17 protein-coding genes and 1 pseudogene are annotated in these 15,838 nt (G+C 65.0%); 5 read left to right on the forward strand and 13 right to left on the reverse strand.

The annotated features are described in order from the left end of the window. Nucleotides 1–24 precede the first annotated feature (24 nt). The 6 genes from msrA to VGN46_RS05995 form a co-directional block, all read right to left on the reverse strand. On the reverse strand, nt 25–525 hold the full coding sequence (gene msrA / locus VGN46_RS05970; protein WP_331641652.1) for a peptide-methionine (S)-S-oxide reductase MsrA: 501 nt from the start codon (nt 523–525) through the stop codon (nt 25–27). After that, nucleotides 522–983, reverse strand: a complete 462-nt coding sequence (gene msrB, locus VGN46_RS05975; RefSeq protein WP_331641654.1) for a peptide-methionine (R)-S-oxide reductase MsrB — start codon at nt 981–983, stop codon at nt 522–524. The genes msrA and msrB overlap by 4 nt, the downstream gene beginning before the upstream one ends. A 108-nt stretch (nt 984–1,091) precedes the next feature. Further along, nucleotides 1,092–2,576, reverse strand: a complete 1,485-nt coding sequence (gene zwf, locus VGN46_RS05980; protein ID WP_331641656.1) for a glucose-6-phosphate dehydrogenase — start codon at nt 2,574–2,576, stop codon at nt 1,092–1,094. Nucleotides 2,577–2,778: 202 nt separating this feature from the next. After that, nucleotides 2,779–3,327 (reverse strand): inosine/xanthosine triphosphatase, encoded by a 549-nt coding sequence (gene yjjX, locus VGN46_RS05985; protein WP_331641659.1) that lies wholly within the window; start codon nt 3,325–3,327, stop codon nt 2,779–2,781. Between the two features lie 3 nt (nt 3,328–3,330). Continuing rightward, a complete protein-coding gene (pgm, locus tag VGN46_RS05990; protein ID WP_331641661.1) occupies nt 3,331–4,971 on the reverse strand; it encodes a phosphoglucomutase (alpha-D-glucose-1,6-bisphosphate-dependent) in 1,641 nt (546 codons plus the stop codon). 112 nt (nt 4,972–5,083) lie between these two features. Next, nucleotides 5,084–5,722: a response regulator transcription factor gene (locus VGN46_RS05995; protein WP_331641664.1), complete on the reverse strand. Its 639-nt coding sequence runs from the start codon at nt 5,720–5,722 to the stop codon at nt 5,084–5,086. Between the two features lie 90 nt (nt 5,723–5,812). Between VGN46_RS05995 and VGN46_RS06000 the strand changes: the two genes are divergently transcribed. Further along, the gene (locus VGN46_RS06000; RefSeq protein ID WP_331641666.1) at nt 5,813–6,631 is read left to right on the forward strand and encodes a hypothetical protein; all 819 of its coding nucleotides are present in this window, start codon (nt 5,813–5,815) and stop codon (nt 6,629–6,631) included. A gap of 8 nt (nt 6,632–6,639) precedes the next feature. Next, nucleotides 6,640–7,470, forward strand: a complete 831-nt coding sequence (locus VGN46_RS06005; RefSeq protein ID WP_331641669.1) for an NAD-dependent protein deacetylase — start codon at nt 6,640–6,642, stop codon at nt 7,468–7,470. Here the strand turns inward: VGN46_RS06005 and tadA are convergent. Beyond that, nucleotides 7,467–7,958: a tRNA adenosine(34) deaminase TadA gene (tadA, locus tag VGN46_RS06010; protein WP_331641671.1), complete on the reverse strand. Its 492-nt coding sequence runs from the start codon at nt 7,956–7,958 to the stop codon at nt 7,467–7,469. The two genes, VGN46_RS06005 and tadA, sit on opposite strands and share 4 nt — an antisense overlap. 27 nt (nt 7,959–7,985) lie before the next feature. Next, nucleotides 7,986–9,389, reverse strand: coding sequence for a PLP-dependent aminotransferase family protein (locus tag VGN46_RS06015; protein ID WP_331641673.1), 1,404 nt, complete (start codon nt 9,387–9,389; stop codon nt 7,986–7,988). Between the two features lie 104 nt (nt 9,390–9,493). Between VGN46_RS06015 and VGN46_RS06020 the strand changes: the two genes are divergently transcribed. Together VGN46_RS06020 and VGN46_RS06025 are read left to right on the forward strand one after the other, a co-directional pair. Continuing rightward, on the forward strand, nt 9,494–9,958 hold the full coding sequence (locus VGN46_RS06020; protein ID WP_331641675.1) for a carboxymuconolactone decarboxylase family protein: 465 nt from the start codon (nt 9,494–9,496) through the stop codon (nt 9,956–9,958). A 171-nt stretch (nt 9,959–10,129) separates the two neighbouring features. Further along, nucleotides 10,130–11,113, forward strand: coding sequence for a hypothetical protein (locus VGN46_RS06025; protein WP_331641677.1), 984 nt, complete (start codon nt 10,130–10,132; stop codon nt 11,111–11,113). Here VGN46_RS06025 and VGN46_RS06030 read toward each other — a convergent pair. From VGN46_RS06030 to VGN46_RS06050, 5 genes and pseudogenes are all read right to left on the reverse strand, one after another. After that, complete coding sequence (locus VGN46_RS06030) at nt 11,107–11,667, reverse strand: DNA-3-methyladenine glycosylase I (RefSeq protein ID WP_331641679.1); 561 nt, start codon at nt 11,665–11,667, stop codon at nt 11,107–11,109. The genes VGN46_RS06025 and VGN46_RS06030 overlap by 7 nt on opposite strands. After that, nucleotides 11,664–12,218: a TetR/AcrR family transcriptional regulator gene (locus VGN46_RS06035; RefSeq protein ID WP_331641681.1), complete on the reverse strand. Its 555-nt coding sequence runs from the start codon at nt 12,216–12,218 to the stop codon at nt 11,664–11,666. Before VGN46_RS06035 ends, VGN46_RS06030 begins: the two co-directional genes overlap by 4 nt. Beyond that, nucleotides 12,218–12,679, reverse strand: coding sequence for a nuclear transport factor 2 family protein (locus VGN46_RS06040; protein ID WP_331641697.1), 462 nt, complete (start codon nt 12,677–12,679; stop codon nt 12,218–12,220). Before VGN46_RS06040 ends, VGN46_RS06035 begins: the two co-directional genes overlap by 1 nt. A gap of 208 nt (nt 12,680–12,887) precedes the next feature. Next, nucleotides 12,888–13,988: pseudogene (locus VGN46_RS06045) on the reverse strand (NADH:flavin oxidoreductase/NADH oxidase); the annotation flags it as partial. Nucleotides 13,989–14,121: 133 nt separating this feature from the next. After that, a complete protein-coding gene (locus VGN46_RS06050; protein ID WP_331641698.1) occupies nt 14,122–14,532 on the reverse strand; it encodes a hypothetical protein in 411 nt (136 codons plus the stop codon). 195 nt (nt 14,533–14,727) lie between these two features. On the opposite strand from VGN46_RS06050, the gene mgrA reads away from it, so the two are divergent. Further along, nucleotides 14,728–15,768: an L-glyceraldehyde 3-phosphate reductase gene (gene mgrA, locus VGN46_RS06055; RefSeq protein ID WP_331641699.1), complete on the forward strand. Its 1,041-nt coding sequence runs from the start codon at nt 14,728–14,730 to the stop codon at nt 15,766–15,768. Nucleotides 15,769–15,838 lie beyond the last annotated feature (70 nt).

The following is a 15,838-nucleotide window of genomic DNA, read 5'->3' on the forward strand; positions in this document are numbered from 1 at the left end:
GAGCCGGCGGGTGGCGCATGTGGGTCAGGCGGCGCGGCGCGGCAAGACCCAGTCAGGGCGGATGAAGTGGCAGGTATACCCGTTCGGGAACTTCTCCAGGTAATCCTGGTGCTCCGGCTCGGCCTCCCAGAACGGACCCGCCGGGCTGACCTCGGTCACCACCTTGCCCGGCCACAGGCCGGAGGCGTCGACGTCGGCGATGGTGTCCTCGGCGATCGCTTTCTGCTCTTCATCCAGGTAGAAGATGGCCGAACGGTAGCTGGTGCCCAGGTCATTGCCCTGGCGATTCACGGTGCTTGGGTCGTGGATCTGGAAGAAGAACTCCAGGATCTTCCGATAGCTGATCTTCGCCGGATCGAACTCGATCTCAAGCGCCTCGGCGTGCGTGCCGTGGTTACGGTAGGTGGCGTTCGGCACATCGCCGCCGGAGTACCCGACGCGCGTGCTGATAATGCCCGGCTGCTTGCGGATCAGATCCTGCACGCCCCAGAAGCAACCGCCAGCCAGGATGGCTTTCGACGTCATGCGACACCTCCCTTTTCATTCGCAAACAGCTTTGCATACTCGGCATAGCCTTCCTTCTCGAGGTCGGCAACAGGAACGAAGCGCAAAGACGCTGAGTTGATGCAGTAGCGCAAGCCGCCGCGATCACGCGGGCCGTCCGGGAACACGTGCCCGAGGTGGCTATCGCCATGCGTCGAACGCACTTCCGTGCGGACCATGCCGTGGCTGGCATCGGTGTTCTCGACGACGTGGTCGTTTTCCAGGGGCTGGGTGAAGCTCGGCCAGCCGCAGCCGCTATCGAACTTGTCCAGCGAGGAGAACAACGGCTCGCCGGAAACGATATCGACGTAGATGCCCGGTTCCTTGCTCTCATGAAACGCGTTATGGAACGGACGCTCGGTGCCGCTCTGCTGGGTCACCCGGAACTGTTCCGGGCTGAGCCGGGCAAGGGCCTCGGGTGTCTTGCGATAGTCGGACATGGGAAGCCTCCTGGGGATGATCGGCGTCGCGGTCGCCCGCTTCGCCGCTCTCCACATAATGCGGGCGAGCGACGTGGATGCAATGCCCCGGAAGGGTGAAGGGCGGCCTCAGGCGGCCAGATCTTCGACCCACTGGTGGCCGGCCTGGGCGAGCAAGGCGCGGGCCGATTCGGGGCCCCAGGTGCCCGCTTCATACGCATCGGGGCCGGCGCTGGCTTCGCTCCAACCCTGCAGGATCGGCGTGACCCACTGCCAGGCCGCCTCGGTTTCGTCCTTGCGGACGAACAATGCCGGGCTGCCCTTCACGGCATCCAGCATGAGCCCTTCGTACGAATCGCGGAAACGTACACGGCCCGGCTCGCCCAGCTTCGAAAGGGCATCCACCTCATCAAGGCCGAAGCGGCTGCCTGGTTGCTTGACGAACAGCGGCAGGATGACGCTCTCGTTCGGCTGCACGCGAATCACCAGCCGGCTGCCCGGCCGCGCTTCGCCAAACAAGCCTGGCTCGCCAGCGCGGAACTGGATGATGACCTCGGTCACCTTCTCCGGCATACGCTTGCCCGAGCGCAGGTAGAACGGTACGCCCTTCCAGCGGGCGTTTTCGATCTCCGCCTTCAGCGCGACGAAGGTTTCCGTGTTGCTCGGGTTCGATTCCGGCAGCTCCTCGCGGTAAGCGGGCACCGGCTGGCCGCCCGCCGTGCCGCGCACGTACTGGCCACGGGCGACATTGGCGGCGAGATTGTTACGATCGAGCGGCTTCAGCGACGTAAGCACGCGGACCTTTTCATCGCGCAACGCATCGGCATCCAGCGACGACGGACGCTCCATGGCGACCACGGTCAGGACCTGGAGCAGATGGTTCTGGATCATGTCGCGCAGCGCGCCGGAGCCATCGTAGTAACCACCGCGGCCCTCAAGGCCGACGGTCTCCGCCGCGGTGATCTGTACGTATTCGATCGACTCGCGATCCCACATGCGTTCCAGCATCGGGTTGGCGAAGCGCAGCGCGATGATGTTCTGCACCGCTTCCTTACCCAGGTAATGGTCGATGCGATAAATGCTGTTCTCGGGGAAGTGGCGGCCCACGCCCTCGTTGACCTTGCGCGCGGTTTCCAGGTCGGTACCGATCGGCTTCTCGAGGACGATGCGCGACTCCGTGGTACGCAGGCCCTTGTCGTCGATGTTCTTCGCGATATCGCCGTACAGGTCGGGCGCGGTCGCGAGGTAAAACACCCGGGCGCGATCGGCGGCCTGGTTCGCGAGCTTCTCCGCGAGACCCGCCCAGTTGCCGTTGGCGTCTGCGCCGTTGAGGCTGACGTAATGCACCAGGCGCAGAAACCGGCTGACGGTCGCATCGACCAGTTCATCGCCACGAATGAACTCACGCAAGGCCTTCAACGCACGCTCGCGGTAGGCCTCGTCATCCAGCGGTGAGCGCGCCGTACCGATGATGCGCGCGTCAGTGGGCACCTGGCCTTCGGCGAACCGGCGGTAGAGTGCCGGCAGCAGCTTGCGCATAGTGAGGTCGCCGGTCGCTCCGAAGATGACGTAATCAAACGACGGGACGGGTTCGAGCTGGCTGGAAGATGTCATGGCCTGGTATCCGGATACAAAGGATGGCGGCGGCTGCGCCGTCGTCGATGCTTTGCTGGATAAGGGGCGTTGGCCCGGATTCAAGGGGCTGGATCGATCTAAATCGTTGCTCCCGAGGCACAACACCTTTGCCATGCCTCTGTAGGAGCGCGCTTGCGCGCGATGGGTGCTCGCCGCAAACCCATCGCGCGCAAGCGCGCTCCTACAGGTTGGCGCCGTACAGCTCGGGGTGGAGGAAGGGTGCCATGGCCAGGGTCATGGCCTGGGCGTAAGCGTCCTCACGTGTCACATGGCCGTTCGTGACCAGGCCAAGCGCCCCACCCTGCTGCTTGATGTTGACGGTGCCGAACACACGGTCCATGACATCGCCCAGCTCCTCGCCATCGAGCAGGGCCTCGAATACGGCCGGTGGCAGGGGCAGCCATGCGCTGCGTCCAACCGACACCCTGTCGCCGTGGCCGATCGCCACGACGCCGAAGGTGCCGGGGCCGTCTTCGGTGACATCTACCCCGCTCTCCAGGGCGACGAAAAAATCCGCCTCGGCGTGCTGGCGGAGGTAATTCATGCGGTTCAGCGCGCCTTCGCGGGTTTCGGCAGCAGTCATCGGCTGGTCGGGCACGCCCGACGGCGCGTGCATGCCCTCGGATTCCACCATGCGACCAGGAAACAACGGCGCGAGGCCGCGCTGGACGGCGGCGACCTTGACCGGATTACGTGAGCCGACCAGCACGCGGATGGGTGCGTGGGCCATGGCTTACCCGAGCGCCTTGTCGACCATCGCCTGGGCTTCTTCCAACACGCGGGCAAGATGCTCCTTGCCACGGAAGCTCTCGCCGTAAACCTTGTAGATATCCTCGGTGCCCGACGGCCGGGCGGCGAACCAGCCCTGTGCCGAGATGACCTTGATGCCGCCGATCGGCTGGCCATCGGCCTGGTTGATCACCGTGGTGATCGGGTCGCCCGCCAGCGTCTTCGAGGTGACCTGCGCCGGATCCAGCTTCGACAGCTTCTGCTTCTGTGCATGGGTGGCGGGCGCATCGATGCGCGCATTGGCGGGATCGCCGAGCTTGCCAGTGATTTCCTGGTAGATCTCGCCAGGATCACGACCAGCGCGCGCGGTCATCTCGCCCGCGAGCAGCGCGGCAACGAGCCCATCCTTGTCGGTGGACCAGGCCGACGCATCCTTGGCGAGGAAGGAGGCGCCTGCGCTTTCTTCGCAGCCGAAGCCCACGCTGCCATCGAACAAGCCGGGCACGAAGTACTTGAAGCCCACGGGCACTTCAAGCAACGGACGCTTGAGGTGCATGGCTACCCGATCGAGCAAGCCGGTGCTGACCGCGGTCTTGCCGACCGCGGCATCGGCACGCCAGCCAGGACGGTTCTGGAACAGGTACCACGCCGCCGTGGCGAGATAGTGGTTCGCGGGCATGAGGCCGACGCTGGGGGCCACGACGCCGTGACGATCGTGATCGGTATCGCAGGCGAAGGCGACATCGAACTTGTCTTTCAGGTGGATCAGGCGCTGCATGGCGTACGACGACGAGGGATCCATGCGGATCTTGCCGTCCCAGTCCAGCGACATGAACGCGAAGGTCTTGTCGACCTCCTCGCTCACCACGGTCAGGTCGAGCTTGTAGCGTTCAGCGATGGCGTGCCAGTAATGCACGCCGGCGCCGCCCAGCGGGTCCACGCCCATTTTCACACCCGCGCTGCGAATCACCTCGAGATCCAGCGCATGCTCGAGGTCGCCGACGTAACGGTCCAGAAAGTCGAAGGCGTGCGTCGTGGAGGCCTTCACCGCCTGCGCGTACGGTATGCGCCGGACCTCGCGCAGGCCTCCTTCGATCAGCACATTGGCGCGATCGGCGATCCACTTGGTCGCATCGGTGTCGGCCGGGCCGCCGTGCGGGGGGTTGTACTTGATACCGCCGTTGTCCGGCGGATTATGCGACGGGGTGATGACAATGCCATCGGCCTTGCCACGCTCGCGGCCGCGGTTGTGCACCAGGATGGCGTGCGACACCGCGGGGGTCGGCGTGTATTCGCCGCCGGCGGAGATCATGGTCTCCACGCCGTTGGCGGCCAGTACTTCCAGCGTGCTTTCAAGGGCGGGCTGCGAGAGCGCGTGGGTGTCGATACCCACATAGACCGGGCCATCGACACCGGCCTTCGCGCGGTATTCGCAGATCGCCTGCACGACCGCGAGCACATGGGCTTCGTTGAACGAGCACTCGAACGAGGAGCCGCGGTGCCCGGACGTGCCAAAGACAACCCGCTGTTCAGGCACGGACGGATCAGGTTTCAGATCCGTATAAGCGGCGAGGAGCTTCGACAGATCGACGAGCGTGCCGTCGGTAGCAGGCTTGCCCGCGAGGGGGCTGATCTTGGCACTCACCAGTGAATCTCCTTACGACGGGCGGTATGACGCCCCATTGGGACATAGTTTTGAGAATTCTTCTATGTCCCCGGCGGCCTCCGCTGGCTATCGTGGCAGCGTCCGTTCAGCCCTACAGGCGCAACCGCTCGATGTACTCGAAAACCTCAGAGTCGCTGGCCAGGCGCAGTTTGCGCATGGCGTTCGATTTTTGCTGGCTGATGGTGGACAGGCCGCGCCCCGTGGCCCGGGCGATGTCGGTCACGCTGTGGCCAGTGGCAAACAGGCGCAGGATTTCCAGTTCGCGGGGCGAGAGGTCGGCGAGTGTTCCCGACCTGTCGATCGGCGCGCCCTGCTCCACGCCGAGCATCGCAAGCACCGAGGCACCGAGATAGACATGCTCAGCCAGGATCTCCCGCAGCGCTTCGGGAATTTCACGGGCGTCGCCCGACTTACCGATGAGGCCGAGCACGCCCATCGACAGGATCTCGCGGTAAAGTGCGGGGTTTGCGATCGTCGTTATGACCATGACGGGAAGACGCGGGTGTCGCTCGCGCACGCTGGCGAGCATCGCCAGGCCATCGTGGTCGGAGCCGGGCATGCTGAAATCGGTAATAAGCGCATCGCATGCGACGCGATCGAGGATGGCGAGCAACGCTTCGGGCGAGCTCGCTTCGGCGACGACCACCGCCAGGCCATCGCGGGCCAGGGTAAGGCTGATGCCCTTCAATACGACCGGATGGTCGTCTGCGACGATAACGCGGTACGTCATGGGTGATCCTTCCAAGCGGCACTGTCCATCATCCCGCCTGGCCGTGCCGGGGCATCGCGGGGCGCAGAGTTGAGCACATCACGCACGGGGATGCCAGCGACGTGGTGGCGCGATTCGTTGGAACGCGTACTCGAAGCGCACGCGGCGCGCGCGGCGCGCGTCGGCATCGCGACCAGCTTGCCGGACTTGCTCGAGCGCCTGGGGCGGCGCTATCTCGGCCGCGCGCATCGGCGCCGTGTACGCCTTGCGCTTGACGTGGATCCCACCCTGGCCACGGACCTGGTCGGACCGATCCGTGCGCTGGGCGCGATCCTGCAACGCCTGCTCGAACTGGCTATCGACCAGCCACACGGCGAGCTCATCACCCTGCGCGTCGATGTGGTGGGCGATGAACCAGGACGACAAACCGTGCATTTCACCGTCGACTTTCTTGCCGACGCCGCCCTGGAGACGCTGGATAGCGCACGGCGAATGACCCTGTCCCTGGGTGGCGCGTTGCACGTTGAACGTGAGGATGCGCTGCGCGCGATCGTCGAACTGCGTTTCCTCGTGCCGCCCGTGGCGCCGCACGTCGATGTCGTGGCCTTGCGCACGACGCTCGGCAGCGACGGCGCGCTGCACGAAGTCATCGACGCGTTGGGTGAGGCGCTGGCCGCCGATGTCGGCCACCTCGAAGGGGCGCTGGCCCGCTCGGATGCACTCGCGGTCCGACAATGGCTGCACCGTGTTTCCGGCGCGCTCGGCATGGCCGAGGCCACCGGTCTGGCGGCCATGGGCGGCAACCTGGAACAGGAGATGGCGGTGTGTCAGCTCAGCGACATGGAGCTTGCCGTGCGCCGCTTCGCCATGGATGCGACGCGCGCGCTGGCGTGGCTTCGCGAAGCCCGGACGCATGATCCGCTGATATAGTCGACGGGGTGAACCTTCCCGCCACAGCCGACACCGATCTTGAAGCACTGCGAAACTTCGTAGATACACACCCACGCCTGTTCGTGCTGACCGGTGCCGGCATCAGCACCGACTCGGGCATTCCTGATTACCGTGACGGCCAGGGCGAGTGGAAGCGCAGTCCACCGATGACCCTGCAACTCTTCATGAGCGGCGAACCGGCACGCGCCCGTTACTGGGCACGCGGCATGATCGGCTGGCGTCATTTCGGATCGGTGCAGCCGAACGTGGCCCATCACGCGCTGGCGAAGCTCGAAAAGCAGGGACGCATCGAACTGCTGCTCACACAGAACGTCGATGGCCTGCACGAGGCCGCCGGCAGCCTGAATGTCGTGGATCTGCACGGCCGCATGGATCGTGTTCGCTGCATGCAATGCGGTGATATCACGCGCCGCGATGTCATGCAGGGTCGCCTCGAGCAGGCCAATCCCGACTGGCTCAACCTGAGTGCCACGATCGCGCCCGATGGCGATGCCGATCTGGACGGCGTGGATTTCTCGCGCTTCGTCGTACCGCCATGCACGGTGTGCGGCGGCATCCTGAAACCGGACGTGGTGTTCTTCGGCGAAAACGTACCGCGGGCGCGGGTGGATACCGCCTGGGCGCACCTCGGCCGGGCCGATGCCATGCTCGTCGTTGGCTCGTCACTCATGGTGTATTCCGGTTACCGGTTCGTGCTCGAGGCCTCCCGCAAGGGCTTGCCCATCGCCTCGGTGAACCTGGGCGTCACCCGCGCCGATGCCTTGTTGACGCTACCGGTGCCGCTGGCCGTCGCCGACGCGCTACGCCCGTTCGCCTAGCGGCGCGAGCGGAAGAACTGGCGAAGCATATCGCCGGCGGCATCCGCTTCGAGCCCACCCACCACGTTGATCTTATGGTTGTGGCGATCGGAGATCAGCGTATCGAAGACACTGCCGGCCGCGCCGGTCTTGGGGTCGGTCGCGCCGTATACGACGCGGCTTACCCGTGCATGGACCATGGCCATGGCGCACATCGCGCATGGCTCCAGGGTGACGTACAGGGTGGCACCCGGGAACCGGTAGTTGCCGAGCGCTTCACCCGCGGCGCGCAAGGCCTGGATCTCGGCATGCGCGGTGGGATCGTTCAACGTGATGTTTCGGTTCCAGCCGAGGCCCGCGGCCTTGCCATCCACGACCAGTACCGCACCAACGGGAACTTCGCCTTCCGCATCGCGCGCGTGCGCCGCCAACTCGAGCGCGCGCGCCATCCAGGCACGATCTTCCTCGGTGAATGGCGGGGTGGCATCGGGGGCGAGCGGGCTGTTCACAGGTAACTCCACGACAAGCCGCGCATTCTAGCCGGTCGCACCGCGGATCACCGCCGCGAGGCGCTCCACCAGGGCATCGGCCCGCGCCTCGGGAACGTTGGTGACGCCAAGCAGCAAGCCCGCCCGGGTTGCCGGCCCGGCGAACCACGGGGAAAGCGGCACCGGGGCGAGTTCCGCCGCATGCGCCGCACGGGACAGGGCGACATCGTTCGTGCCCGCAGGCAGCGCTATGCACAGCGCCAATCCACCCTCTTCCCAGTCCAGGCCAACGCGGGAAAGCGCCGCGCCGATCGCGTCGCGCCGGCTCGCGTACGCACGCTTCATGCGACGCAGGTGGCGCAGGTAATGGCCTTGCCGGATGAAGCCCGCCACGGTGTGCTGCATGACTGGCGGCGGCGCTGGCGCCAACGTGCCGGTGACCTCCTGCAACGCCGCCACGAGCGTCGGCGGAGCGACCAGGTAGCCCATGCGCAGCCCAGGGGCGATGGTCTTGCTGAAGGTGCCGATGTGGATCACGCGCTGGCTGTCCATCGAGGCGAGTGCCGGTGCCGCGCGGCGGGTGAGCTGGAGTTCGCCAAGGTAATCATCCTCGATGATCCAGCGCTCGCCCGCGTGCGCCCACTCGATCAGCGCGAGGCGCCGCTCCAGCGACATCGGGGCGCCCGTGGGTGCCTGCTGCCCGGGCGTGACCAGCGCGATGGCTGCGTGCGGTGCGAGCGCGCCACCGGCCGCAATGTCCAGGCCATCGGCATCCACCGGCACCGGGACCGCGCGCACGCCGGCCCAACCCAGCGCGGTGCGGGCGAAGGGATAGCCTGGCTCCTCGAACAAGGCGTCCGCGCCCTGCACGCGCAGGACACGGAGGATCACGTTCAGCGCCGCGGCGTAACCGTGGGTGACGAACACCTGGGAGGGATGGCAGGCCACGCCACGTGCCACGGCGAGGTAACCGGCGATTTCTGCGCGCAGGCCCGGTTCGCCGCGCGAATCCGGGTAGTCCGTCTGCGTAGCCGCCGTATCGCGTGCCGCCTGTCCTAACAGACGCGTCCACAAAGCCGCCGGGAACAGGTCCGCCGCCGGGACGCCCACCTGGAAAGGCAAGGCGGTCGAGCTCCCGATGGGAAAGCCACCAAATGCGGCACGCGTGCGGATCGGCTCGGGTTCGGGACGCATCGTGGGCATGCGCCCGGTCACCCGGGTCCCCGCCGCCCCGGAGGGCATGACGAACTGGCCATCGGCCAGCTCCTCATAGGCCATTCGGACGGTGCCCCGCGCGACGCCCAATTGCGCGGCGAGGTCGTTCCAGGACGGCAAGCGGGCCCCCGGTGCGAGCCGGCCATCGCGGATGGCGGCACGAATGCCGTCCGCGATCTGCGCCGACAGCGACAGCCGCGCGCCACGATCAATGCGTATGCCGAAGGAACCTTCCATGCAAGCGATGGTACACCCCAACGATGCATTCTTGGCTCTACCGAATGGCCCATTATGGGCGCACGCTATGCCCATACCCCCTTCCTAATGCCGGAGCCATCGCCATGAACCAGCGCATCAACTATATGAAGGTCGCCCCCGATGCGGCCAAGGGCTTGCTGACCGTCCACGGCTACCTCGCCCAAAGCGGGTTGGACAAAAACCTGATCGACCTTGTTTATCTGCGCGTATCGCAGATCAATAGCTGCGCCTTCTGCATCGACATGCATTCGCAGGACCTGAATAAGCACGGCGTGCCGTTCGAAAAGCTGATCCTCACCGGGGCATGGCGCGAAGCGGGTGACGTGTTCAGCCCACGCGAACAAGCCGCGCTGGCCTGGGCCGAATCCGTCGCGAACGTCGCCGAGACGGGCGTGCCGGATGAGGATTACGCCGCGGCCGCCGCCGAATTCAATGAAAAGGAGCTCGCTGACCTTTCCGTGGCGATCGCCCTGATGAGCGCGTTCAACCGCCTCGGCGTGGCTTTCCGCAACCAGCCCGTCGCCGCCTCACGCCTCGCCAAGCTGTAGCAGCGCGCTTGCGCGCGATGGATCTTGCGATAACCCCGGTCGCGCGCAAGCGCGCTCCTACAGGATTTACGTAGGTCATTGCGGTTAGGCCGCTTGTCGTGTGGCAGCGACCGCAGGTTCGTACGACGCTTTTCCTCGCTGCAGGGGTCCTGTTTCGAGGGGAGCGTCACCATGGATCAGCACGACCATAACGAGCCGCACATCGTGTGGCCCCTGGACCCTGCGGGGTTCTCCACGCACCGGATCACCCGGTTGCGGCATAACTTCCACCGCCATCCGCTATTCCAGTTGCCCGAGCTCGCCAACCTGGCGCGCGAACTGATGCCGAAGGAGCAATGCCGGTTCATCCGGCCCGGCATGCAACAGGATTCGGCATTCCGCCACGAGCCACGCCCGACCGATGGACGCGACCTCGATCAGGTCTTCGAGCATATCCACGAAAGCGGTTCGTGGATCGCGCTGTACAACGTCGAAGCCATTCCGCGTTATCGCGCGCTGCTCGAGGAGATCATCGATGGTCTTCGCCCCCTGATCGAAAAAGAGCAACCCGGGATCTTCAATGTCACGGGGTTCATCTTCATCTCCGCGCCGCCTTCTGTCACACCGTTCCACATCGATCGCGAAAATAACTTCTGGATGCAGCTGCATGGACGGAAGACATTGAGCGTGTGGGAGCCAGACGACCGCGACGCGGTAAGCGCGGCGCATGTCGAGGACTTCATCGTCAGCCACACGCTGCGCGATGTGCGCCTGACCGACGCCGCTCGCGCCACCAGCCATGACTTCGATAGCGGCGCCGGTGATGGTGTGTATTTCCCGACGACATCGCCGCATATGACCCGCTCGGATACCCATTGGGTGCACGGCGACGATGCCGTGTCGATCTCGATCGGCGTCACCTTCTACACGAGCCACACGGTTCGCAATGCGCGCGTGCACCAGTTCAACCGCGTGTGCCGCAAATACCTGGGTATGCAGCCGGACTACCCCGGCCACCATGCCTGGCGCGATCGCGCGAAGGCGCCGCTAGGCTACCTGCTCGGCGTGAGTCGTCAATGGGTCTTGCGTGCCATGACCTTCTACGGCGGCCTCAAGGCCCACCACCGTCCCGAGGAAGGCTGGTGGGGTGAGAAAGCGCCACCCGGCTCTTACTGAGCCCGGTAACGGAAGCAGGCGCGGGCATGGTCGTCAGCGATGCCCACCGCCTGCATCCATGCGTAGACGATGGTGGGGCCGACGAACTTGAATCCGCGCTTTTTCATGTCCTTGGAGATGGTGGCGGACAGCGGCGTCTGCGCATGCACGGTCTTGCCATCGCCACGCAGCACCTTGCCCTTGGTGAAGGACCAGCAGTAGTCCGCGAAATCCTCGCCATTCGCTTTCATGTCGAGGTAGATCTTCGCGCCCTGGATGGTGGCCGCGATCTTGGCGCGTGAGCGAATGATGCCTTCATCGCCGAGCAGGCGTTCGATGTCCTTCTCGGTAAAACGGGCCACCTTCACTGGATCGAACTGCTTGAAGGCTTTGCGGAAGTTCTCGCGCTTGCGCAGGATCGTGATCCACGACAGCCCCGCCTGGAAACCCTCGAGCATGAGTTGTTCCCAGAGCATGCGGCTATCGTGCAGCGGGACACCCCACTCGGTGTCGTGGTATTCGGCATACAGCGGGTCGCTGCCTGCCCAGCTGCAGCGGATCTTGGCGTTGGTCACGGCGTGGTGTTGCCCAGTCGGCGGAGTCGGTGGGTAGTTTCTACGAAGACGCCGGGATTGTTTAGAGCCCTGGCGAGAATCAGCGCGCCCTGGATGCCACCCACGATCTCCAGGGCGGCTTGCCTTGGCATGGGCTCGCCAGTAGCACCCAGCGCCGCCGTCAACACGTCGATCCAACGGGCGAAATACACACCGATGGCGCTCGCAAAACGATCGCGCGTTTCGTCGATGGCGAAGGCACCCACCAGGCAAACGCGGGCACCGCCGTGGAAGTACTCATCGACGGCCTGCCACATCAGGGGGATGGCTTGCGTGGGAGGCAACGTGGCCAAAGGCGTAAACACCCGGGCTTCGAACCAGCTATCCACCTCGGCCAGTACGGCCGCCGCCATGTCTTCCTTCCCGCCGGGGAAGAAGTGGTAGAGGCTACCCTTGCCCAGCCCCGTCTTTTCGGTGATCCGGGCCATGGACGCGCCGTCGTAACCCAACTCACGGAAGGCTTCCGCGAGCATGGGCAGCACATCGGCGCGTTCGTAGACGATGCGCGGCATCAGAGGCCCAGGTCAGAGAGGCTCGGGTGATCGTCCGGGCGGCGGCCTAGCGGCCAATGGAACTTGCGATAGGCCTCTTTCATCGGCATGTCGTTGATGCAGGCATAACGGTGATGCATCAGGCCATCCGAGCCGAACTCCCAGTTTTCGTTGCCGTAGGAGCGATACCAGTTGTTGCTGTCGTCGTGCCACTCGTAGGCAAAGCGCACGGCGATGCGGTCCCCGGTGAAGGCCCAAAGTTCCTTGATCAGCCGGTAGTCGAGTTCCTTTGCCCACTTGCGGGTCAGGAATTCGACGATCTGCGCTCGGCCATGGACGAACTCGGCACGGTTCCGCCATTCGCTATCCGGTGTGTAGACCAATGAGACACGCGCCGGATCTCGACTGTTCCAGCCATCCTCAGCCAGGCGAACCTTCTGGACGGCGGTGTCGTGGGTAAACGGAGGAACGGGTGCGGCCATGACGCAATCTGCTGTACCGGGGAGATTGTACTGTACCAATCGGTACAAACCACCACAAGCATACGAAGGTATATGTAGGAGCGCGCTGGCGCGCGATGGGTGCTCGCCATACCCGTGATCGCGCGCAAGCGCGCTCCTACAAGGGGTGTCAGACGTAACGCCAGTCTGGGCCGCGGACCCATTGTGCCTCGGGCGCCATCGCGGCATCCGTGTGGAAGACATGGCGGTGGCGCGCCGGCTGTGAGCGCAGATACTGCTTCGGTGCCCTTACCTGCCCGCCCAGTTGAGCCGCCGCGTGCCACGGCCAGCGTGGGTCGTAGAGGATCGTGCGGGCCAGGGCGATCATGTCGGCATCGCCATTGGCGACGATCGCCTCGGCGTGCTCAGGCTCGGTGATAAGGCCCACGGCCACGACCGGCATCGCCACAGCCTCCTTCACCCCGCGGGCGAATGGCACCTGGTAACCCGGCGCGGTCGGGATCTTCTGCGCCGGGTGCAGGCCACCCGTCGATACGTGAATCGCATCACAGCCGCGGATTTCGAGGGCCTGGGCGAGCGCCTTCGTCTGTTCGAGATCCCACCCACCCTCCACCCAGTCCGTCGCGGAGACACGCATGGTCAGGAGTTTGTCGGCAGGCAATGCCGCGCGAACCGCATCGAATACTTCGAGCGGCAAGCGCATGCGGTTCTCGAGGGAACCGCCATAGGCATCGGTGCGTTGGTTTGAAAGCGGTGAGAGGAACTGGTGCAGCAGGTAGCCGTGGGCTCCGTGCAATTGGACACCATCCACACCTGCGCGCACAGCGCGACCCGCAGCCTCGACGAATGCCGCCTTGATCCGCTCCAGTCCGGTGAGATCAAGGGCGAGCGGCGCGATCTGGTCATCCTGGAACGGAATCGCTGACGGGGCGACCGTCTGCCAGCCACGCGCGGTCCCGGGCGGGATCTGCGCACCGCCGGCCCACGGCGTCTGCGTCGAAGCCTTGCGGCCGGCGTGGTTCAGCTGCACCACCACGGGAATATCCGACCAGTGCCGGATGCTTTGCAGGGTGCGGCGCATCGCTTCTTCGGTGGCGTCGTCGTACAGGCCGACGTCGGCCCAGGTGATCCGCCCTTCCGGAAGCACGGCCGAGGCTTCGATCGTGAGCAACGCGGCGCCCGAGAGCGCGAGCTGTCCGAGATGGATGAGATGCCAGTCGTTCATCTGGCCATCCACTGCGGAGTACTGGCACATCGGGGCGATGATGATGCGATTGGCCAGTTCATGGCCGCGCACGCGCGCGGGCGAGAAGAGGACGGGGTTGGCCATGGGAGATCCCTGCTGTAGAGGTATGACAGCAGGGTTGGGCCTTTCGGCCTGGTGCGCAAGTCCCATTAAACGATGGTATGCACTGTCTGTTCTGCTAGCCCAGCGCGTTCTCGTGGCCGAACAGCGCATCGCCTTAACCGTGGCCTGCAAGATATCCAGGTAGGCGAGCCGCCGTGGCGGGTATGCGGGTTCGGGGTAAGCAGGTCGTGGCATGAACGCGCTCAGCGCGGAATCGCGCCCCCGTGGTGTCCGGCGGTGTGGGCGGGTGCGGCGAATACCCCGCGTACGGATTTCGAGCCATCGAAGCGTGCGCCTCGATGAGGGTCGCGTGTGGCAACACGATAGCCGCGTCCGCCAGCGCGAGATGCAGTGCCACGATAAGCGAGTTGGCGCTGTACGCGGTTGTCAGTGCGATCTGGCCCGCGCATCGGGCACCGATCAGGAAATGGGAGAGCCCAGCCTCGCCCATTCGCAGCATGAGGGTGCCGCAGTCGTTGTCGGCTAAACCGAGGTCGTACGTGATCGTGATGTCGAAATCCGGCATGGTCATCTCCGCCCGTCAATATCTGGCCTGCATGAAAGCGTAGTCGCCGCCTGTCAAATTGGCAGTTCGGCATCGCCCTGAACATCGTGTAGTCCTAAGCCAACGTCGCTGTGAGCCGAGCTCGCTCGTGTCACGGCCATCCGCTAGCATCGACAGGTCAGCTACCCCTCACGTCCCCACGCAAGGAATTTCCCGATGACGTTTGTCGCCGATCCGGCCCGCTATGACGGGCGCATGCCTTACCGCCGTGTTGGCCGAAGTGGCATGGTGTTGCCCGCGGTTTCGTTGGGCCTGTGGCAGAACTTTGGCGGTGTCGATCGCTTCGAGACGGGCCGCGCCATCCTGCGCCGCGCCTTTGATCGTGGCGTGACCCACTTTGATCTCGCGAATAATTACGGCCCTCCGTTCGGTTCGGCGGAAGAGAATTTTGGCCGCTGGTACGCGGCGGACTTCGCACCGCACCGTGACGAGTTGGTCATTTCGACGAAGGCGGGCTGGGATATGTGGCCGGGCCCGTACGGTGGCCCCACGGGTACGCGCAAGCACCTGATCGCCAGCTGTGAGCAGAGCCTGAAACGCATGGGTCTCGACTACGTCGATATCTTCTATTCGCACCGTGTCGACCCGGACACGCCGCTCGACGAGACCATGAACGCGCTCGTGCATCTGCACCGCCAGGGCAAGGCACTGTATGTCGGCATTTCGTCGTACTCGCCGGAACTCACGCGCGAAGCGGCAGCGATCCTGGCCGCCGAGAACGTGCCCCTGTTTATCCACCAGCCGAACTATTCGATGCTTAACCGAAGCATCGAGCACGGCCTGCTCGATACGCTCGGCGACCTCGGCACCGGCTGCATCGCCTTCTCGCCGCTGGCCCAGGGCATGCTCACCAGCAAGTACCTCAACGGGATCCCGGAGGACGCGCGCGTCACCCGCGATGGCTCAATGAAGAAGGACATGCTGAGCGAGGAGAACCTTAAGCACATTCGCGCACTCAACGGCATGGCGGAAAAACGCGGCCAGACCCTGGCGCAGATGGCCATCGCCTGGACCCTGCGCGATCCACGCATCACCTCGTCGCTGATCGGCGCTCGCACGGTCGAGCAGCTGGACGATTCCCTGGACGCGGTGAAGCATCTGGCCTTCAGCAAGGAAGAACTAGCCGAGATCGACCAGCACGCCCGCGACGGCGGTGTCGACCTCTGGGACGTCTCCTCCAGCATCGGCAAACGCTAAACGCCGCTGTAGGAGCGCGCTTGCGCGCGATGGGGTTCACGGCACACCCTATCGCGCGCAAGCGCGCTCC

This window comes from Luteibacter sp. (assembly GCF_036500425.1).
Taxonomy (GTDB): Bacteria; Pseudomonadota; Gammaproteobacteria; order Xanthomonadales; family Rhodanobacteraceae; genus Luteibacter.